Raw genomic sequence first — 20,906 nt, forward strand, 5'->3', positions numbered from 1 at the left:
TTAACCCAGTCTTTGGCGAACAGCTTCATATAAGGAAATTGCTGCAGCGACTGAAACATTCAGGCTTTCAACACTGCCTAGCATGGGTATGCCAAAAAGACCATCGCAATGCTCGCGGGTCAGGCGGCGCAAGCCGCTGCCTTCTGCCCCCATCACCAGCGCAACAGAAGCTTTTAAGTCGAGCTGATAAATACTTTCCTGCACTTCGCCGGCAGCCCCATATAGCCAGACACCTTCCTGTTTGATTATTTCCATTGATCGAGCCAGATTAGTGACTTTAACTACCGGGATGGATTCAGCGGCGCCACAAGCCACTTTACTGACCACGGGCGTGATGCCGGCACTTTTATCCTTGGGAATAATAACAAAATCAACCCCGGCCGCATCAGCAGTACGCAGACATGCGCCGAGATTATGGGGATCAGTCACACTGTCAAGGATTAGAATTAAGGGCGGCTTTTTACAGGCCGCCACCAAATGCACCAGATCACTCTCGCCAAACTCTGGTAATCTGCCAGTTATTGCCAGAACGCCCTGATGGGACAAGTCAGGATATTGCTGCTTCATTTTCTGCGCTGAAACAAATTCCATTGGAATACCGGCATGTTCCGCCAGCTTTACCAGCTGCTGTATACGGTTATCCTGGCGTTCCTGGCTTAACAACAGCCTGTGGACAGGACGATGCGGGTGTTTTAACAGTGCAGTTACCGCATGCAGTCCATAAACCAATTGATCAGCCATGATTCTTTTCCTCTTCGGCAGGCTCAAAATCAATCTTTCTTTCATCCAGATCAACCCGCGCAACCAATACCGTCATCTTGTCTCCCAATCGGTAAGTCTGCCCTGTCCGCTCTCCAACCAGACGATGTTTTACCGCATCAAAGGAGTAATAATCATTGCGAAGTGAGGTGACATGGACCAGGCCTTCGACGTATATTTCATCCAGCTCAACAAAAATTCCAAAGCCAGTTACCGCAGAGATTGTTCCATGGAAAATCTGACCCAGTTTGTCCTGCATGTACTCGCATTTTAACCAGGAAACTACTTCTCGCGTCGCTTCATCGGCTCTTCGTTCGGTCATTGAACAATGCTTGCCTAACTTACTCATCTCATCATGCGAATAGCTGAATGATTCAGGGTCCTGCTTGTCTAGCAAATGACCAATAGCGCGATGAATGAGTAAATCGGGATAGCGGCGTATTGGCGAAGTAAAATGAGTATAGGCAGGGTAAGCCAAACCAAAATGCCCCTCATTCTCTTCATGATATTGTGCCTGCTTTAAGGAACGCAGCATAACGGTTTCAATCAGATGTCTTTCATGCTTGTCATGAATCATGGACAGCGTTTTTTGGAAGTCCTTGGGACTGGGTTTCTTCCCGCCTTCAAGACGTAACCCCAGCTCGCCGAGAAACTGCCTCAGCGCAGCAATTTTATCTTCATCTGGCGCAGCATGTACCCGATACAGACTGGGAATTTCAGATTTTTCAAGAAAACGGGCTGTGGCCACATTCGCTGCCAGCATACACTCCTCGATTAAACGATGAGCATCATTGCGAACAACAGGTACGATTTTTTCTATCTTGCGCTTGGCATCGAATTCAATTTTGGTTTCGGTGGTTTCAAAATCCATCGCACCCCGTAATTTTCTCGCCTTAAGCAAAAGCAAATAAAGCTCCTGCAGGTTATCGAGCATGGGCCAGAGAGCCTGATGCGCTTCATCGGTATAACCCTGATTAAGCCAGGTACCTACCTGGTTATAAGTCAATCTGGCATTAGAGTGAAAAACTGCTCGATAAAATCGGGAACGAACAATTTTACCCTCAACACTAATTGACATTTCAGCGACCATGCACAAACGATCCTGATGCGGATTTAACGAACAAATGCCATTCGATAGCGCTTCGGGCAGCATGGGCACCACTTTACCGGGAAAATAAACGGAATTACCCCGTTTGCTTGCTTCCTGATCCAGTGCCGAGCCTGTTTTGACATAATGGCTGACGTCAGCAATAGCCACATAGAGCTGAAAACCGCCTTTCGGCTTTTTATAGCAATACACGGCATCATCAAAATCTTTGGCATCCTCACCATCAATCGTGACAAAGGGAAGATGTCTTAAATCAGTCCTCCCCCTGATTTGCTCCTCGGTAACACTCTGGGAAACACGGGTCATTTCTGCCTGGACTTCTTCAGGCCAGTCAGCCGGAATGCCATGCGCATGAATGGCTACTTCGATTTCCATCCCCGGGGCCATATGATCCCCAAGGATATGAACAATCTTCCCAATGGCCTGATTTCGCTTGGAAGGAAAAGCGATAATTTCAGCCAGAACCATTTGACCATTTTTTGCATCGGCAGAAAATCCCAGTGGAATCGCTATGTCCTGGGTAAGCCGCTTGTTATCGGGAATAACAAATCCTACGCCATGCTCGGTAAAAAATTTACCGACCACGCTTAGATTGACATGCTCAATCACTTCATGAATTTGCCCCTCAGGGCGGCCGCGCCGATCGAAACCGGATTGATAAGCCAAGACAATATCGCCATGCATAACCCCACGCATCTCAGTGGCGGACAATACAAAATCATCGCCTCCATCATCGGGTATAAAAAACCCGAAACCATCGGGGTGCCCCTGGACGGTTCCACGCTGAAGATTAATGCGTTTCAATAAACAGAAACGATTACGGCGGTCTTGCATAATCTGACCATCACGCAGCATCGCCTTAAGTCGATAGCCTAGAACCTCCTGCTCACCTTCCTCTTCAACCGCAAGGCGGGTTAGGAGTTGCTGACGCGTCATTGGACGTCCGTATTCTTCCAGAACCTGCATAATATACTCGCGGCTGGGAATAGGGACTTCATATTTTTCTTTTTCCCTTTTAAAGTAGGGATCTTTTGATTTCTTACTCACAATTTTTTCAATTTAATCAACATTATTCTCAGTCTATCATTTATTGAGACTGATCAGGTAATTTAAATCCTCGACCACCCAGGCTAGCAGACAGGGAAGCAAGGCTCATATTTTCAGCAGCCCAGAAGGTGCCAGTATTTTTCTCCGGGGCTTTAACACCAGTCCAGCTACACACAGCAATCGTTCCTTCACAAGGAATCTGCTGTTCATGGCCGGGTCTGGATTCGATACAACTTAATTCGAATTTCTTTTTATCCAGGCTTAAGGCAGACCAATTGCCGGCAGTGAGGCGGCTGCTCCAACCCGCACTGGCATCAGGTTCTGAAACCGGATGGGTTATCCATAAATCCGACTCAGATAAATTATGAATCAGAATAACTACCGGCTGTTTGTTTTTCAGGATAACGGTTTCCCCCTGCACCGCAACAGGCTGGCAAGTCGCCGGGAAATTCTCCGCTCGACTGATCAAAGAAGGCAATAAAAGCAACGCAGCGACAATTAATCTCATTACTCATCTCCTGATTTTTGCGTCTTGGTGAGAAAGGACTTCTGGTCCCGGCTAAATTGACATTGAAGCAGACATTTAATGTCAACAGACCTCAATAGTATCATAAATTTTTAGACTATACCTCTTGCTTTAGCTAAGCTATAGTGACTAAAAAAATTCACCCGTTTTTATTTATCAGCGCTCGCTCACTAAGGTTAACAATGAAAAAATTCGCACTGGCGATTCTACTCCTGTTCAGCAGCGTTTTGCAGGCAGAAACACTAACTGTTGCCACACTTCCCTATGCGCCCCCTTTCGAAATGGCCGCCGATAAATCCGATCATTTTTTTGGATTTGATATCGATATCATGGAGGAAATCTGCCGCCGTATTCAGGCATACTGCAAATTTATGCCCATGACCTTTGAACAATTAATGGTTAGGACATACACCGGAAATGTCAATCTCGCTATCGCAGCGATTACAATTACTGATGATCGTAAGGAAAGCTATTTGTTCAGTTTACCTTATCTTCCCAGTAGCGGTCAACTTTTAACCAGCTCTAACTCACCTATCCAGAACCTCAATGATTTGGCAGGCAAGCAAATTGGTTCCGAAAAGGGAACAATCTTTAAAGGTCTTTTACTGGAAAAATTTAATAATAATATCCAGATCAAAGAATACAGCACGCAGCCTGAAATATTTCAGGCTTTGGGCAATAACGAAATCGACGCATTGATTCTGGATGAAGGCTCTTCCAAATATTGGAGCGCGAATGGCGATTTCAAGTTAATAGGTCCGGAAATGAAAATCGGTATTGGTTACGGGATTATGGCGAACAAAAGGGAACAGGCCCTGATTGACCGTATCAATAAAGCATTGCTAAGCATGGAAAATGACGGGACTTATGTAAAAATTTACTCCAAGTATTTTGATCAGGCTTTGTAACCCTCAGTACATAGGTCAAGTCCCCTTCGAATCCCCGCTGCATCGACAGCAGGGCCCATGTCTGGTGCCGAAAATGCTCTCAGAGGAATCCAACATTGGCGAAAATAGCAATTAAAAGCCGTCAGGAACAAGTCTTTCAAACATTATCCTTCAATTAGCAAAACCGGTATTCTAAATAGGCTTCGTGTGGGCCCCGCGGTCGTTGCCGCGGGGATTCGGATGGTCGTTGCCGAGGGTCGGCTGGTCGCGGCCGCGTGATCCATGTCTGAGTGATCCTCACAAATTTTAAACAGCCAAACTTCAGCTTTTATCAACCCGCAAAACAAGGCCAGACTACACATTTCTACCATACATGCTACACTAGACCCTTTTTTACGTTCCAGGTTTTGACATATGACTATTGATCTCGATGCGCTTTTTGCCCTGCATGGGGAGTCCATTGAGCGTTGGAAAAAAGAATCGCTTCATTTAATTCATCAGGGATTTTTTGCTCTGGCGGAAGAAAATCATGCCTTTAACTTCCAACTGTGGAATGCTGAAGATCGCGCCCGCCGCGATGATCAGGGCTATCAATATGTCTATGAGGCAAAGAGGGAAATTGACGGGTTCAATCAGCAGAGAAATAATCGAATGGAAGCCATGGATGAATGGTTGTTTACCCATTTGTCACCAAGTAATGCCACTAACTGTCCTGTGCATTCCGAGACACCCGGCATGATTATCGATCGCTTGTCTATTCTGGCTTTAAAAACCTATCACATGGCCTTGCAAACAAGACGTGAGGACGCTGGCGAGGCGCACCGCCTGTTATGCCAGCGAAAACTGGATACATTGTGTCTGCAGCAAAAGCAATTGCAGGAATGTTTGCGGCAATTAATCCATGAAGTGAAAACAGGAGTACGTACATTCAGGGTTTATCACCAGTTTAAAATGTACAATGATCCTACATTAAACCCATGCCTGTATGAGCAGAATTAAGCGAGGTGCTGGGAAAATTGCTAGGCGGATTGACAGGTTTTTTGAATATTGTGGGCGACATAGGTGAGTTTAGTGCTTTTTTGGAAATGTCATCGTTTGGAGTGGGAAAGGCTAACATGGACGCTGAACGACGATGCAAATTACTCTTAGGGGAGTCAGAAGGTCGTTCGGCACCCCGTTCTGATCCCTGCTCCGATCCGGGGCTAGGCTCTTCCTCTTTATTATAAGCTTCATCTTCTTCATATTCTTGTGCGGGCGGATAATTTTTCGACTGCATCTCCTGCAGTTCGACATCTGCACCCTCTTTTTTAGCGATTTTGTCAATTGAATCACGGCCAAATCCGCGAGCCAGGGCTCTGGCCCCAAGAATCACCGAGTGGATAGCCGAGCTTATCACACCACAAACAAGCATAACCGGTGTATCGTGATAATGGCCATTTTCATCAGCATCCTGCAAAGGATTCAATGTAAAATCAGTTGCTTTAAGCCCTTTGTTAAATGAACAGCAGGAGCGTACAAACTCAAACCAACTCTGTATGGGATCCTGGGGTGACTCATAAAGAAGCAGTTCATCCTCAAAAACGGCTGATACATCCTCATCTTCTCCCAGTTTCTTTGGGTTCTGTAATTCGACGCATTCTTTCAGAAAATCGGAAAGCCGTAAATAAGGATCACGCTTCTCTGGGGTCTGCTCAGTACGGTACTTATGATTTTTATAGATGGCGTAAGCTGCGAATCCGATTAGAAGGGCTATCCCTGAAGACACGAAAGCGATCATCAGAAAGGGCGGAAATGCGATTGAGCCCAGCGTAAGGAAGGTCGCAACAGAGAAAACCATGCTTGCCAGCGCACCATAGGCTGCCAGGCCCTGTTTTAAACCTGCCAGAAATGCGGAGGAATTGGAAAGTAATACTAAATTCTGAAGGTATTGGCGCCGCTTGCTAAATCCATTCAGTATTTCATAGATTTCCTCTGTCAATTCCTGTTGTTTTGCTTTCCATTTTTCATATTTTTCCAGGTGATCCTTTTCCAGGGAGGATAAAGGTTCAAACTCCATCTCACCTGACACATGATTCATGCGTTCGACAAGACCGCCGTAATAAGCTGAGTTTCGCTTGGAGAGTTTCAGGGTCAAGGCCTCAATCTCGGCAAACTTCTGAGTCAAGAGATCGCGGTATTCCTGGGTGTAAAGCGCCAATTCTATCTGAGCCTGCTTGATAACCAGCCTTTGCTGAAAATCATATTCTTCATACATGCGGGTAACAACACAGGTCACACAGTAAATGGCACTAAATACCGTCATAATGACGAAAGAGGGAATGGATAAGGGGCATAAACTCATCACCCCCAAGTAAAGATAGAGGCTATCAATAACGCCGCCATAAGTGGCAGACAAAAGAGCCATAATCCGCACCTGGGTTGTCTGCCTTCTGACTGCTTTGCGAAACTCTTCAATTTCGTTGGCAGCCAAATCTTTTCTCTCCTGAATCATTGCCAGATATTTGGCATTCAGGCGCATCGACTCCTTGCGGATGCTAAGCATATACCGGTACCAAAGCCGGTTTATGGAAGCCAAAATTCCAAACGTTAGCCCTAAGGGCAATATCAGGGGGTTAAAAGCCTTGCTATGATCAAAGGCATTCGCGACCTGCATTAGGCTGCGTATTCCCTTATAGGCGTTCTTTAAGGCTTTCATCACATCGCGCATGTAAGGCCAAAGGGTGGCAACACTGCTTTTCAGCCAGTTTTTGTCATTTTCATCAAAGCAATTACCCATGACAGAGAGGGCAACAAGACCAACTGATTGGGTGACGGCAATAGAGATCCCTGCTGGTGTGAGCAGCCAATCATGCATTGCATCGGCGGAATTTTGGCTGGAGTTGGTATACGCCAGATCAAAGACTAACTTGTCATTACTGATGGAAAGGTTCAGGGCATCAATCACTGCGAAAGCAGTATAGACATTGCCTGAATCGTGAAGTTTTTTGGCCAGCGACCGAGCCTGCGCATCTAGTCTGCCGGGGATTGCAAGCATGAAGGCGATAGCTTGCGAAAACCCTTTTTCATATAGCTCTTCAGCATCAGGTTTTGACTCTTCTTTAACTTTTTTAAAGCTTTCAGACTTCAACTTCATGCTCGTTAAATGCAACGGCGACGATGCTGCGCATTCTACCTAATTAGAGGGATAATGGCAAGAATATTTTCACATTGACTGCAAAAGATACAAAAAGGAGGGACAATTGACAATTCTATCACATTATATTTTTTTTACAAACTATTAAACTATTCAAATTGTACTGTTTTTGATTTTCGAATTAAAAAAAATTTCAAAATCTTTATAATGACGAAACAATAGCCATTTTTTAAAAAAAGTCAATACAAACAGTATATTACATTCGCAATAACCGCATAATCCCTGCTGCGGCCAGCGCTGATGCGGGAACAGTTAATAACCAGGCGCTGAAGATCCGTCTTATAGTCGCCCACTCTGTGCCCGATACGCCTTGTGACTCTATTAAGCCTACACCGGCGATAGCACCTGTCACTGTATGGGTGGTGGATACTGGAACGCCATATTCCGTTGCTATAAAAATGGTAATTGCAGAACCCGTTTCTGCCGCACTGCCTTTCAGTGTGTTTAGACGGGTTATTTTATGCCCCATCGTGCGAACAATACGCCATCCACCGGCAAGCGTTCCCAGGGCAATCACCAAATGGCAGGAAATAACAACCCAGAACGGAATATAAAAAGTTTCACCCAACCAGGAAGCTGAAAACAATAGCACCGCTATAATTCCCATGGTTTTCTGCGCATCGTTACCTCCATGCGTCAGGCTAAGAAAAGCAGAAGACGTTAATTGCAGCCATTTGAAAGCCTTGTGCGTCTGTTCTGGATGCTGATCTCCTGCAGCCAGCTTGTAAATACTGGTAAACAAAACACCGAGCAGCATACCTGCAACAGGGGAAATAAAGATACCGGCGAAAACCTTGATAAAACCTGGTGGTATGAGCGCTGTAAAGCCGGCTTTTGCTACAGCCGCTCCCGCCAACCCGCCAACCAAAGCGTGAGACGAACTGGAGGGCAAACCATAGTACCAGGTCAGCAAATTCCAGGAGATGGCGCCGATTAAAGCCGAAAAGATTAATTTTGCATCCACAATAGAAGTATCAATCAGGCCGCTGCCGATTGTTTTGGCCACCATTAAGTTAAATACCAGAAATGCAATAAAATTGAAAAAAGCGGCCCAGCATACCGCCTGACGAGGGCTCAGAACGCCAGTCGCCACAATGGTGGCAATCGAGTTGGCCGCATCATGAAAGCCATTGGTAAAATCAAAAACAAAAGCAATTATAATCACCAGAATTATAAACCAGGCTGCAGAATCCATATTATTTCCTAGTCAGTGAACTTGTTTGCATCTATTTGTTGGGGCTTCACAGCCAACCTACTCCTGCATCTCTTTTGTGAATTAAACCTCATTCTCTTTAGCAATCGGTGTAATCCTGACTTTGGCGATTCGCGCCCCTTGCATCTGCTCGATCCTCGCAACAAAATCGGCAAAGACAATGGTTTCACCGTCGGTCGGAACCGAGCCCAGCTGATGTAAAATCAAACCGGCAATCGTGGCCGCCTCTTCTTCCTGCTCTTCCGTCAAGGTTAATTCCTTGTGTAAAGCACGCTCTATGGTGTAGAGGGGACAATCCCCTTTTACTGTAAACGAACCATCTTTTTGTTCCACCCAGGCATCCTGGGTTTTGTGGAATTCATCTTTAATCACCCCGAGAACCAGGTGCAAGAGATTATCAAGGGTAATAAATCCAATAATTCCCCCCTGACGACTGACAATGAGGGCAAAGTGCGGCATTCCTTCCTGGAATCTGCGAAGTAAAACCAATGCGGGCATGCGATAGGATACTCTGGGTATAGGTCTCACCAACTTCTGCAGATTGAGCATTGGGCCTTCTTCAGTAGTGTGCAGTAAGAGTTGCAAATCTTTGACATGTAAAAGACCAATAATCTTTTTGGTTTTTTGATCAAACACAGGATAACGACTGTAACGATAACGATTCAAAATCTCCAGAAGGCTGGTTTTCTCAATAGGATTAGGCAATTTAATCATATCATTAGAGGATTGCATGACATCGTCTGCCCGCAGATCAGCCAGCTCTAAAGTCTGCGCCAGAATATTGCTTTCCTGGGAGCTGAGTTCGCCATGCTGCTGGCTGGAACGCAGGATCAGTTTGATTTCCTCACTCGAATGCGATTGTTCACCAGGATGGACGACATCCAGCCCGAGCAGTCTCAGAAAAAGATTAGAAGAATAATTCAAGGCCCAGATGATCGGAAACATGAGCCAGTAAAAATAATATAAAGGGGCTGCAGTCCATAAGGAAATCTGCTCACTCTGCCGAATAGCCAGGGATTTTGGCATTAGCTCGCCCACCACAATGTGCAAAAAAGAGAGCAGGGAAAAGGCAAATATAAAACTGACAAACTCAATCAAACCCTGGCTTTCAATACCCAGCTGATGCAAGACAGGGGCGATTAGTTCAGAAAAAGCCGGCTCCCCAATCCATCCAAGACCAAGTGATGCCAAGGTAATCCCCAGCTGACAGGCCGAAAGATAAGCATCGAGCTGGCTGTGGACCTTGGCCAGTATACGTCCGCGCCATGGGTATTCTTCCGCAATAATTGCAGCACGCGTTGTTCTCAAACGAACCATACCAAACTCAGCCGCGACAAAAAACGCGTTCAGCAGAACCAGAAGAAAGGCAGCAGCAATTAACAGTATGGTCATGATTATTAAATATAATAAGCGGTTTTAGTCATTAGTTCAGAGACCATGGACATTATTCTTTTAACTGGCAGGGGTAGATCCATGGCCCCGGCTTCAAGTGCCTCATGGGCATGATTCGCTTCATCGCGCTCCATCTCTTCAATAATGACCCGGCTTTTATTGTCTTGAGGCGGCAATCGTTTTAAATGACTTTTGAGATGTGCAGAAACCTGATTTTCTGTTTCAGCCAGGAATCCCAGACTCACTTTATCACCCGCGAAACCCGCGAGAGCCCCTAACATCAGCGAACCCAGATACCAGAAAGGATTTAAAAGGCTGGGCTCGCTTCCCAGTTCTTTTAAACGCTGTTCACACCAGGCTAGATGATCTACTTCCTCGCTGGCCGCCTGCTTCATTTGTTCGCGAACATGGGCCAGATTGGCTGTTAATGCCTGCCCCTGGTATAAGGCCTGGGCACACACTTCCCCTGCATGATTCACCCGCATCAACCCGGCCACATGTTTTCTTTCCTGCATGTTTAAATGCGGCTCCATCAAGTCTTGTGCCGGCGAAGCCCTTGCTGCTTCGCGTTTTTCCGGAGGCAAGAGAGTTCGAATTGCCGTATCAATCTGAGTAAGGCATTGATCAAGCAAGTTGAAATACCGCATGATATTGTCCAGTTGATAGTTCGATTATGTATTATGTTAGCCTTTTTACCGCTGTAATACGAGTCCAAAAAAGCTTGATCCATAAAGCGCACCAAGCATTCTACAGAAAAAATACTGGGCTAAACTATATGAATAGCCCCACTTCTAAATATGACCATGGATACCGACGCACTTAAGAAGCTGAAAGAAAAAAGAGGAAACTCCTCCGGGGAACAGGATATTGATGCCCTGTTCAGACAGACTAATGAATTGCAGGATCAGGAACTTGCAAAGAAAGAAGAGCAGCGCGAGAAATACAATCCCTTTGCCGAAGATGAATTTGAAAGCTTTAACCCCGATGAAAATTAGTGAATTTTACTAGTTGGAATTATTTGACTATCATTTAAATGTAGGGGCATTCATTGAATGCCAGAACTTAAGATAGGGAGATCTCTATGTTAGGATGGGCTCTTATTTTTCTGGTGATTGCGATTATCGCAGGCGCCTTTGGATTTGGTGGAATTGCATCAACAGCAACCAGTATCGCTAAAATTTTATTTTTCCTGTTCCTGGTTATTTTCGTTGTATTACTGATTTTGAACCTGTTTGGCGGCGGCGGAGCGCCTCCTCCGGTTTAATAGCACACCCAAAAGACACCTTCGGGTGTCTTTTTTTATTCAGTTATGAACTCCCGCACACGCAACTCGTATCCGCGGCCTGGCCTCATGCCTACACAAATGCATTAGAAATATCGAATACCCGCGGTTAATGCCCATAGCTATCTACACAAGTGCATGAGAATTAAAAGCTATCGAATCCACGCAGCCGCGGGGATTCGGGCGGGGAAAACATTTGTGTAGGGGTCGTTGCGCGAGTTTAGTAGGCCTGCACGGGGAAACCTTAGCGAAGCTGATCAAGCATTAAAAAGCATTTGCAGCTGAGCCGTTAACTGCCCATACCCCGCCTCGATATTAATGTAATTTTCCCTACCGAGAAAATAGGAAAGAGAACCATCGTCCTGCGCTTTATCCGATTGTAATGCGACATTAAACGCCAGACGTTTCAGCCGGGCAAATTCCTCTTCCCGGGTCACAAAGAAAAAATTGCGAAAATTGGAATTGCGCAGGTAGTTTAAGGCCTTTGCATCCAGAGCCAGTGGGTGTTTGGGAAAATACTCGCGGATGGAATAGCCCTGATTATTATGAACAGCAATCACTTTACCTGGAGGAATTAACTCAAGAATCGTTTTGGCAAAACGTTTAACTTCCTGGTGTGCAGCCAGTGAATATTTCCCATATTGTGATAAGGTCTTCTTTATACCCGTATCAGTAAATATACGGTTGGGATCAAATTCATAGCGGTCTTTTTTGATGTAAAAAACAATGTTGCGCTTCCCTGAATGACGCAGGGTAATTAAAGTACCTCCATTGGAATCGACATAGAGCTTGGCCGCCTGCAGCGCAGTATTTTCATTTTCATGCAGATGCACCAGTGTTTTCCCTTGACCTGCCTGCTTGATAATTTGAATTTTAGTTACATCACCAATTGTGAACGTATGAATTTCGGTATGAAAAATTCCAGTAAACAAAAAATAAAGATAGCTGAAATAAATCATGATAGGTCCATTAATTTCCCAATGGGCAAATTTTATACTTTTCCTCGTAAAAAAGCATTAGGAAAATGATGAAAAATTCAATTGCAAATGATTATCATTCCTGTATGATTAGTGATTTTTCATTTAAATGGATTTAACATGAGTTTGCCTGGCATCTGCCTGCTGGCCCTGTGTACATCCTCTTTCGCTTTTTCACCCCATTGTGGAGTCCACACCTGGCATGACATCCGTGCCTTCGAAGGCAATTGGAAAATTAGCTTACGAATGATTAGCCAGGAGGGAGCGCTGGTCGATTCATCCTGTCAGCCGGTTAATGAATTCAAAATTAACCCCGCCCAGGGATTACGATATGGATTTGGCTTTTCAGGCGATGCAAGTTTTGATATTGCCTACACCATTACAGCCATTAAGGAAAAGCCCGGTTTTGAATCACAAACCTGCGTTTTTGTAGTAACCGCAAATGGTCCAGCCCAACCGGACATTCACGCACTGGCTTATCATGGGGCGCACTGCGACTGGAAAGTGGTGCCTGGAATCGGCGAAGATTTTACGGTAAGTTAGGCTGTAGGCTGGGCTACGCAGCCTGGCAGTCAGTTTTAATTTAAAACAGGAGAGAATATGTCTCTACTGAAATCAGGATTTGCCGGTATCGGTACTGCATCAGGAGTTGCCTGGCCATTTTTTGGCCTTATCGTCTCTATTTTCGTCCTGACAACGGGAGGAGGTTTTGCGCTGGCTTTAGGGGCTGTAAGCGCTGTACTTTTTGTCTTGGTCTCCATCCCTGTGTTCTATTGGACTTATCAGCATTTTAAAAAAAAAGAAGATAAGCTGGCGGAGCGATTTATAAAATATTCCCAGGAGTTTTCCGATCAACTCTCCCAGCTGATTGCTCATGCGCAACTTGCCTATCAAAAACAGTGTGAAACTGAGCCTGAATTTAATCAGGACTTTTATAGTTTTCTCAAAAGAAGGCTGAAAGAAAAAGCCTGCCAGCCGGAGAGGGATTGCACCTTCATCCTTGAATTCATGGCTTATCTAAAACAGGATAAGCAGCAATGGTTGCGCATATTGACCCTTCGCGGTGATGAAGGTAAAAAGGCTCTGAAAAAGAATCTTGATGAGTACCTGCTGCTTGTGTTTTATTCACAGCAGGCAAAGGTTTTAAGTGCCAGTTCAAAAACAGAGGTCGCATTTACTGTATTCACCGGTGCTTTTGGTTCTGTGGCGGGCTTTTGCTCGGGATTTTCAGGCCTGCTATACAGCATGGGCTTATTTGCCGGATTTGGCAGTTTTCCGGTTCTCGGGCTGGGCATTCTGGTTTTTGCCATTGGTGTTGCTATTTCTGCCGCCTCTCTGGCAGTGGCGGTGGCTGACGGGCAGGAGCGAACAAAATGGTTATATAAAACACTGAAGACCTCTGGCCGGGATTTACAAGAATTGCAGGATGAGCCACTGTATTCTTTTGAAAAATCAGAGCAGCAACAAGAGCCCCCCCACTATCGCAGGCTAGGCTGCAAAGCCCAGCCGCACAGGCCTCCAGAAGAACACAGCGCTGGGTTTTACAGCCCAGCCTACAACTAAGGTACAATATTATGCAAAACCAGCAAAAAATTACCTGCCCAACCTGCGGCAAAGCAAATACCTGGACCCTGGACAATACCTATCGCCCTTTTTGCTCTGATCGCTGTAAATTAATCGACCTGGGCGAATGGGCAGCAGAAACGCGCAAAATTCCTGGGACGCCGGTTTATCCGCAGCCGCAAGATGAGAACGATGACTGATTAATACCCGGGGCTTTATAAACATCTCAAGCTGGGCTAAAGCCCAGCCTACAACTGACGGTTAACCGGCCTTATTTCACCGCAGCAATTGCCTTAGCAATATCTGGCAGTATATTTGCAGCTCCAATTAAATGTTCAACACCAGCCTTTTCCAGCTTGGGTTTTACCCTGTTATTGGCACCGGACAGAATTACCTTAACCCCACGTCGGTGAAGATTATGAATTGCTTCTTTCAAGGTCTGCAGACCGGTAATGTCAATGAATGGCACCCAGCGCAGATGAATAATGAGCACCTTCGGATCCGTATGGGTGGCCGCCAGGGCGTGCTCAAAGTTTTCCACAGCCGCAAAAAAGAAGGGACCTTCGACAGTGTAAACCTGAATTCCCGCCGGCAATTTATCAATGCCATTTTCCTGTAACTCCTGCTGTATATCTTTTTCATCCGCTTCGCGGACTTCGACGCTTGCAGCCATTCGGCGAACAAAATGCAGCACCGCCAATATCACGCCGATATTTACCGCAATCACCAGATCGGCAAATACTGTCAATGCGAAAGTAACTAACAAAATAACAATATCAGCACGAGGCGCCTGCTTTAGCATCTTAATAAAATGACGTGCCTCACTCATATTCCAGGAAACTACAAACAGGATAGCAGCAAGAACTGCCAGAGGCACATTCACTGCCAAAGGCGCCAGCACCAGAATTATTAATACCAGCATTAAGGCATGAACTATCCCGGATAAAGGGCTATTTCCACCATTGCGAATATTGGTGGCGGTTCGGGCGATAGCGCCAGTTGCAGCGAACCCTCCGAGAAAAGGCGCAACCACGTTGGCTATTCCCTGTCCCATCAACTCCTGGTTGGAATTATGTTTGGTTCCCGCCATTCCGTCAGCTACGACCGCAGAAAGCAGGGACTCTATCGCACCCAGCATGGCAATCGTAAATGCCGGGCCGATCAATTCTATAATTCTGGCACTGGTGATTGGCGGAAAATTCAATGAAGGCAGCCCCTGGGGAATACCGCCAAATGCTTTGCCAATCGTATTAACGCCGTCAAACTGGAAGATAGCCTGCAAAGTGGTCGCAATCACTAAAGCAATTAATGGTGCGGGAACCCGTTTCAGGAAAGATATCCGCGGTGCCACAATAAGGACTACTAATGAAAATACGGCAAGCACTGTGGTGGTCAAATGCAACTGTGGCAGAGCCTGGATTAGCTGCCATAGCTTTTGATGAAAATGTTCGCCCGAAATAGCCGGCAAACCAAAGAAGTCCTTCCATTGCCCCACCCAGATGATGACTGCGATCCCGGCGGTAAAGCCGACAATCACCGGATCTGGGATAAATTTGATGATAACCCCCAGACGGGCAAGCCCGAGAAAGAAAAGCATAACGCCGGCCATGATCGTGGCTATTTGCAGCCCGTCAATACCATATTTTGCAGTGATACCGGAAAGAATGACAATGAAAGCGCCGGTTGGCCCGGCAATTTGCAAACGGCTGCCGCCAAATACTGAAACGAGAAAGCCGGCAACGATAGCAGTATAAATTCCCTGCTCCGGTTTGGCGCCGGAAGCAATGGCAAAGGCCATCGCCAATGGGAGGGCAACTACACCGACAATAGAGCCTGAAATAATATTGGACAACCAGAACTTCCGGTTTAATAACCCGGCACGGTACGCTTCAAGAATGGCAATCATGAATCACTCACTGGAATATAATTGTCCACAATTATATCCCATTGAAGAGATTCAGAACAGCGGCTTAACAAGAGATTATGCCGGGAGTGAAATTTTCTGGTGAATTTTACCTCTTGTCTCCTGATAAACAGCGAGGCAAAGTCCGCAGAATAGCATATAACTGACGGCATATAAGAGGGATCCAAGCGGTGGAGAAAAGCTGCCAAACATGGACTGGGTCAGGTAATTTTTGGCATTTAGGCTTTGGCCTTCTCTTTCAAAGTGAATTAAAACCTGCAGCTTAAGCCCAATGATGTGAAACATATACAGGGCAAGCGCATTCGCGCCAAAAAATTTAAACGCTCGACACCAGTTCTGTTTTTTCAGTATATCGATCAACCAGTAACATAAACTGAAGGCAAAAATAGCCAGGCCTCCTGTCCATAAGACAAATGAGCTGGACCAGAGACTTTTGTTAATGGGAAATATAAATCCCCAGCCCCAACCGATAAGGCTGAGTATCAGGGCAAGGAAAAAAAGGGACTTCAGCCTGCTTTCCTCTTTGGCAGCTAGCAAAATGTGGGCCGTTATACAGCCAAGCAAGGTGGTGCCGATTGCCGGCAGGGTCGACAAAACGCCTTCAGGATCATAAAGCGGCTGGTATAAATGGGCCGCGGGAATCAGCAGCCTGTCGACATAGGCGGCAAGATTGGCTTGCGGGCTGAGATTACCAGCCCCGAATCCTGGAACTGGAAAATAACACATGAAAAGCCAGTAAGCGATTAAGATAACGCTGCCTATAAAAATCTGCAAACGGACGCTGGTTGAAATCTCTAAAAGGGCGGCAACCAGATAGCAAACGGCAATCCGCTGTAATACCCCTGAAATTCTCAAAGTCTCCCAGGCAAAATGATTCGGGAAAACATTTAAAAACAAGCCGCATAAAAACAGGATAATACTGCGTTTAAACACCCTATACAGCAGCTGAGCTGATGTTAATCTTCCTTTACTGGCAGAGAGGGCAAATACTGTTGATACCCCCACCATAAACAGGAAAAATGGAAAAACCAGATCAGCCAGGCTGCAACCATTCCAAGGAGAATGGTTAAGAAATGCATAACTTTCTGCGTTGCCGGGGCAATTAACGATGATCATCAGCGCGACTGTTATTCCGCGAAACACATCCAGGGATAACAGCCGTACACGATTTTCGGCAGGGAGGGTCGAAACGGTCAATCTATTTATCCTTTTGGATGAGGCTTTGCTTGAATTTGACTATATGTGCATAGGCCTCGTCAATGCGCGATTCCTTAATTTCCCCAGATTTTACTTTAGATTCAATGATATCAATAACCTGCTTAGGATCCTGTGCCCTATTTGTAATCTGGTTACCAAAAATAAACATATCCACACCAGCATTAATCGCCAGGGGTAGAGAGTCCTCCAGGCGATAGTGTTCGCTGACAGCTTTCATTTGCATGTCATCGGTAATAATTACGCCATTAAACTGCAGTTGCTTGCGCAAAATACCGGTTAATATTTTATAGGATAATGTCGCAGGCAAACCGCTTTCATCCAACTGCCTGTTAACAATATGAGCCGTCATAATCATTCCACAGGCGGAGCCTCTGTTAAGCAAATCACGATAAGGCGATAACTCATAGGCCTGCCAGGTCTGTGTCACATCGACAAATCCCAGGTGAGAATCTGCCGTTGAACTTCCATGCCCGGGAAAATGCTTGTAGGCACATTGGACACCTTTCGTTAAAAAATTGTCGCCCATAATATTGGCATAGTAACTGACCTGGGCAGGGTCCGCTGAGAAGCTGCGGTTCAGTTGGCCAATTATTGGGTTTTGTGGATTAACATTCACATCCAGAATAGGCGCAAAATCAAGATTGAAACCCGCTTTTTGCAAGATGTCTGCCATTGTTTCTGCCGCCTGGTTAGCCTGGATTTCATTCATTTGCCCGATATCAGCAGCTGGAAAGGTTTGGGGGAAACCGTAGGTCTCTTTTAAACGATCGACATAGCCCCCTTCATAATCGACTGAAATAATCAGGGGTAGCTGCGGACGCTTCTGTTTTTGGTTGGCTGTCTTGGTAAACGCTTGTAAATCAGAATTTAGTTTTTTAACTTGAGCCGGGCTTTCGATATTTTTATCAAATGCCTGGGTTTTATAGTTGTAATCAAAAAGGATCACCCCCCCCAGATTGTAGCGCTCAATGGCTTTTACAATAGGTGAATTGCTATCTACAGTTTTGCCTTCGAAGCCCACAATCAACATTTGCCCAATTTTATCGCGCAATGAAATTTCATCTGCAAAAATGGGTGAGCCCAGCAACGCGCTGAATAAAATGAGGATGGACAGTTTAAATTTCACACTTAACTCCCAGTCAAGAAATGGCAAAAATGCGAGCAAATTATATCAACAGGAACAAAAAAATACAATTAACACCCACTTGAATACATATTTTAACCATACAGATAATATATTATACTTATAGGGCGTAAACCAACCACTCCGCAAATTATGCCCAGGAAAAAAGATACGCCAGACAAAAAAATCCGCCAGGTAGTTATTGCACCGGCAGCGCAATTGTCTGCTGAAGAACAAGCCAGGCTTCAACAATTAATGAATGAACGGCAAGCGTTAAGCGACCAACTGGCAGTGATTAGCAGCGAAGCATTCAACATAGCACCCAGGCTTTATGAAGCAAGCAGCTCCCTAAACGAATTTAATACCATTCTTTCCAACTCAGCAAAAAATAACAAGCGCCTCCAGTTGCAAATGGAACGGCTTGAGTCAAACCAACTAACCGGAGAAGATCAGGCGGAGTTTATCAGCCTGATTGAAAAACAACAGCAACAGCTGTTAAGTGACAAATCAGCTTTACTGGATCAATTTCAAACCAGGCCTGAGACGCTTGATAAGGAGGGTGTCGCCTCTTTCGAAGAAAAAATTTCCTTCCTGGAGCAAACTATTATTTCTGTCAGGAATAATACGGTGAGCACCCAACAGCGACAGCAAATTGCGCTCCTCTTATTTCCCATTCAAAATAGGCTGTTGCAACAGGCCATTTCCGACATCCAGCCTCCCTTTAATCATTTAAAATCACTGGAAAAAATACCCGCTACTGTAATTATAAGAACTGCCCATGAGTTATATGCCCAGGTGAAAACCCATATTGAACAATTGCGAAATCGCGTTGGCGAATCAACAGCTTCCAGCGACTTGAAACGAACTATCCAGGAAACAGACAATGCCATACTACAGTTCGAACAGGCAATGACCCAATTTCTGAAAGCACAGGAACGGATACAAACCTCGGAAAAGGCGGGAAATGACGATCATATCAGGCTTGCGAATATCCATTGGCAATTACAGCAGAAAAGTTTTGAGATTCGTCAAGGGATTAAGCTGATTGATGACAAGTTGATTTTGGAAAACAAGGATGCCGCTATCAGCAAGGCACAAGGGCTAGCCAATACTAAACAACGGCAACTGAGACAAACGCTCAATATTATCCAATTATATCCAATCCGATCCCAATTTATTCAGGAGATTAAGCACTTATTGGCTAATTTTGAAAACAGCGAAGAGATAATCACTTTAGATGTTCAGCTAACCAGCTCAGATGAATTGCAATGGCATAATCGAAGTGAATTAGTACCTGGACTATTAATCCAACGGGACACTCAATTAACAGTGTTGCAGCAACAGCTCGAGAAATTTGATCAAGCACTTAGTAACGTAGCACAGGCTATTGAAACTGAGAAACAACGCCTGCTCCCTTTTCAAAACCACTTCACCAGAGCGCTGCAAAACAAGCTTTGCTCGTCCAGTTGGGTATACTCAAGGAACGAAAAAGTCTGTTGCGCAGCTTTAATTTAATATTAAGCCTTGACTACCTCAACCTGCCCCCTGAACATCTGGTAACCAGCCTTTCGGATATCACTAACCTGTATCGATGGGGGGATCCTCTGTCTGAAATCAATAAATTTATCAACAGAATGGAGGCTGAGACAGCTGCGGCCCGGCAGAATTTTATAAATAATTACCCAGAATTTAATTCCGGCAGTGATTTCCTGGAATACAGGGGAAAACGCTATAACCGGGAAGAGATGATTTCACTGCTAATCAAACATAGTGATTTTCTGAAAAGGCTGCCTCCCTTTAAAACGGCCAATTCAGATATTAAAGGCCTGATCGCCACAGGTGATACAGGAGAGTTGCGTAATTACATCGATGTGCATTGCCGTGATTATCTGGATGCCTATACACGATTATCGACAGCATTTCAAAATGGGGCCAATGAACAAATTGATTATCCATCTCTCCTACAAGCACTCAGTAAAATCAAACCGGCATTGGATTCCATTACTGAATTAGCAGATAAAGCACAGGAGCATGAACGAATCATTATACAACGAGAGAAAGAAGCCGCAGCAGCCAGGGAAGCGGAGCAGGAACGGCAAAGGCAAAGGCAATTATCTATCCAACATACCGTAGAGATGCTGTCTGCACAGTTAAAGAGGCAGTTGTATAAAAATATGACGCTCGCCCAACAGGTGAAAGAAATTATATATAAGCTCGAAGGCAAGGAGCAACGGGTCGGCCAAGACAAGGATGATCCCCGTATTACAACATTGCGAGCTATATCACAGGAAATTTTTCTTCCTTTTGAAATTAAGCTGCAAGCACTTAATCAATTAATAGTGCGCTCTTCTGAACATCTGACTGTGGACACTATGGAAGAAACCAAGGCCGATTTACTAAGATATGTTCAGGAGACTAATCAATTAGTCAGTTCCATACCCAGACAAATGACTGAGCAGTTAAGCGATAAAAACCTCGAAGCACTTTCTCTCAAAAAGCAGAATGCCTTCCTTCGGTTTATCGATCAATGGCTAATCCGCCCTTTTTTATCCAAGCGCTCTGACAGTTTTTTTGCTACAAAAATGGAAAAGAATTTACATGGCTTTCGCGAGATGTTTCTACCGCAAAACCAGATTGATCCAACTCCGGAAGGCGAAATAGAGGATATTAAAATCCCGCAGCGAAACTGAAACA

20 protein-coding genes are annotated in these 20,906 nt (G+C 45.2%); 9 read left to right on the plus strand and 11 right to left on the minus strand.

Annotated features, from left to right (window positions below):
* Genes rlmB through DYH42_RS14445 form a run of 3 tightly spaced genes read right to left on the minus strand, consistent with a single transcriptional unit; the run spans position 1 to position 3,422 of the window.
* Entirely contained in the window at positions 1-741 is a 741-nt protein-coding gene (gene rlmB / locus DYH42_RS14435) for a 23S rRNA (guanosine(2251)-2'-O)-methyltransferase RlmB (RefSeq protein ID WP_058522598.1), read from the minus strand.
* Positions 734-2,914, minus strand: coding sequence for a ribonuclease R (gene rnr / locus DYH42_RS14440; protein ID WP_058522599.1), 2,181 nt, complete (start codon positions 2,912-2,914; stop codon positions 734-736). Before rnr ends, rlmB begins: the two co-directional genes overlap by 8 nt.
* A gap of 40 nt (positions 2,915-2,954) precedes the next feature.
* Positions 2,955-3,422, minus strand: coding sequence for a hypothetical protein (locus DYH42_RS14445; protein ID WP_058522600.1), 468 nt, complete (start codon positions 3,420-3,422; stop codon positions 2,955-2,957).
* Positions 3,423-3,622: 200 nt separating this feature from the next.
* Between DYH42_RS14445 and DYH42_RS14450 the strand changes: the two genes are divergently transcribed.
* Both DYH42_RS14450 and DYH42_RS14455 read left to right on the plus strand, forming a co-directional pair.
* Entirely contained in the window at positions 3,623-4,348 is a 726-nt protein-coding gene (locus DYH42_RS14450) for a transporter substrate-binding domain-containing protein (RefSeq protein WP_058522601.1), read from the plus strand.
* A gap of 393 nt (positions 4,349-4,741) precedes the next feature.
* Positions 4,742-5,326 carry a DUF4254 domain-containing protein gene (locus DYH42_RS14455; RefSeq protein ID WP_058522602.1) on the plus strand — a complete coding sequence of 195 codons (585 nt, stop codon included), beginning with the start codon at positions 4,742-4,744 and terminating at the stop codon, positions 5,324-5,326.
* Here DYH42_RS14455 and DYH42_RS14460 read toward each other — a convergent pair.
* The 4 genes from DYH42_RS14460 to coq7 all read right to left on the minus strand — a co-directional run bounded on the left by DYH42_RS14460 (position 5,292) and on the right by coq7 (position 10,772).
* Positions 5,292-7,460: an AAA family ATPase gene (locus tag DYH42_RS14460; protein ID WP_058522603.1), complete on the minus strand. Its 2,169-nt coding sequence runs from the start codon at positions 7,458-7,460 to the stop codon at positions 5,292-5,294. The two genes, DYH42_RS14455 and DYH42_RS14460, sit on opposite strands and share 35 nt — an antisense overlap.
* A 256-nt stretch (positions 7,461-7,716) precedes the next feature.
* Positions 7,717-8,715, minus strand: coding sequence for an inorganic phosphate transporter (locus tag DYH42_RS14465; protein WP_058522604.1), 999 nt, complete (start codon positions 8,713-8,715; stop codon positions 7,717-7,719).
* An 81-nt stretch (positions 8,716-8,796) separates the two neighbouring features.
* Positions 8,797-10,125 (minus strand): hemolysin family protein, encoded by a 1,329-nt coding sequence (locus DYH42_RS14470; protein WP_337589136.1) that lies wholly within the window; start codon positions 10,123-10,125, stop codon positions 8,797-8,799.
* 5 nt (positions 10,126-10,130) lie between these two features.
* Positions 10,131-10,772 carry a 2-polyprenyl-3-methyl-6-methoxy-1,4-benzoquinone monooxygenase gene (gene coq7 / locus DYH42_RS14475; RefSeq protein WP_058522606.1) on the minus strand — a complete coding sequence of 214 codons (642 nt, stop codon included), beginning with the start codon at positions 10,770-10,772 and terminating at the stop codon, positions 10,131-10,133.
* A 156-nt stretch (positions 10,773-10,928) separates the two neighbouring features.
* Here coq7 and DYH42_RS14480 point away from each other — a divergent pair, with 156 nt between their 5' ends.
* Together DYH42_RS14480 and DYH42_RS14485 are read left to right on the plus strand one after the other, a co-directional pair.
* Positions 10,929-11,120: a hypothetical protein gene (locus DYH42_RS14480; RefSeq protein WP_157062381.1), complete on the plus strand. Its 192-nt coding sequence runs from the start codon at positions 10,929-10,931 to the stop codon at positions 11,118-11,120.
* A gap of 86 nt (positions 11,121-11,206) precedes the next feature.
* Positions 11,207-11,389, plus strand: coding sequence for a DUF1328 domain-containing protein (locus tag DYH42_RS14485; RefSeq protein ID WP_058522608.1), 183 nt, complete (start codon positions 11,207-11,209; stop codon positions 11,387-11,389).
* Between the two features lie 275 nt (positions 11,390-11,664).
* Here DYH42_RS14485 and DYH42_RS14490 read toward each other — a convergent pair whose 3' ends face one another.
* A complete protein-coding gene (locus tag DYH42_RS14490; RefSeq protein WP_058522609.1) occupies positions 11,665-12,366 on the minus strand; it encodes a hypothetical protein in 702 nt (233 codons plus the stop codon).
* Positions 12,367-12,504: 138 nt separating this feature from the next.
* Between DYH42_RS14490 and DYH42_RS14495 the strand changes: the two genes are divergently transcribed.
* The 3 genes from DYH42_RS14495 to yacG are packed head-to-tail and all read left to right on the plus strand — an operon-like array spanning position 12,505 to position 14,147.
* Positions 12,505-12,927 carry a hypothetical protein gene (locus tag DYH42_RS14495; protein ID WP_058522610.1) on the plus strand — a complete coding sequence of 141 codons (423 nt, stop codon included), beginning with the start codon at positions 12,505-12,507 and terminating at the stop codon, positions 12,925-12,927.
* A 57-nt stretch (positions 12,928-12,984) separates the two neighbouring features.
* Positions 12,985-13,947, plus strand: a complete 963-nt coding sequence (locus DYH42_RS14500; RefSeq protein ID WP_058522611.1) for a hypothetical protein — start codon at positions 12,985-12,987, stop codon at positions 13,945-13,947.
* 11 nt (positions 13,948-13,958) lie between these two features.
* Positions 13,959-14,147, plus strand: coding sequence for a DNA gyrase inhibitor YacG (gene yacG / locus DYH42_RS14505; protein ID WP_058522612.1), 189 nt, complete (start codon positions 13,959-13,961; stop codon positions 14,145-14,147).
* A 71-nt stretch (positions 14,148-14,218) separates the two neighbouring features.
* On the opposite strand, the gene DYH42_RS14510 is transcribed toward yacG, so the two are convergent.
* The 3 genes from DYH42_RS14510 to DYH42_RS14520 form a co-directional block, all read right to left on the minus strand.
* Positions 14,219-15,853, minus strand: coding sequence for a SulP family inorganic anion transporter (locus DYH42_RS14510; RefSeq protein ID WP_058522613.1), 1,635 nt, complete (start codon positions 15,851-15,853; stop codon positions 14,219-14,221).
* Positions 15,854-15,928: 75 nt separating this feature from the next.
* Complete coding sequence (locus DYH42_RS14515) at positions 15,929-17,068, minus strand: acyltransferase family protein (protein WP_058522614.1); 1,140 nt, start codon at positions 17,066-17,068, stop codon at positions 15,929-15,931.
* Between the two features lies 1 nt (position 17,069).
* Positions 17,070-18,215, minus strand: coding sequence for a glycoside hydrolase family 3 protein (locus DYH42_RS14520; RefSeq protein WP_083503055.1), 1,146 nt, complete (start codon positions 18,213-18,215; stop codon positions 17,070-17,072).
* 150 nt (positions 18,216-18,365) lie between these two features.
* On the opposite strand from DYH42_RS14520, the gene DYH42_RS14525 reads away from it, so the two are divergent.
* Both DYH42_RS14525 and DYH42_RS14530 read left to right on the plus strand, forming a co-directional pair.
* Positions 18,366-19,727: a coiled-coil domain-containing protein gene (locus DYH42_RS14525; protein ID WP_058522615.1), complete on the plus strand. Its 1,362-nt coding sequence runs from the start codon at positions 18,366-18,368 to the stop codon at positions 19,725-19,727.
* Positions 19,709-20,902 carry a hypothetical protein gene (locus DYH42_RS14530; protein ID WP_131793012.1) on the plus strand — a complete coding sequence of 398 codons (1,194 nt, stop codon included), beginning with the start codon at positions 19,709-19,711 and terminating at the stop codon, positions 20,900-20,902. Before DYH42_RS14525 ends, DYH42_RS14530 begins: the two co-directional genes overlap by 19 nt.
* Positions 20,903-20,906: the final 4 nt, after the last annotated feature.

This window comes from Legionella birminghamensis, assembly GCF_900452515.1.
GTDB classification, from domain to species: domain Bacteria; phylum Pseudomonadota; class Gammaproteobacteria; order Legionellales; family Legionellaceae; genus Legionella_C; species Legionella_C birminghamensis.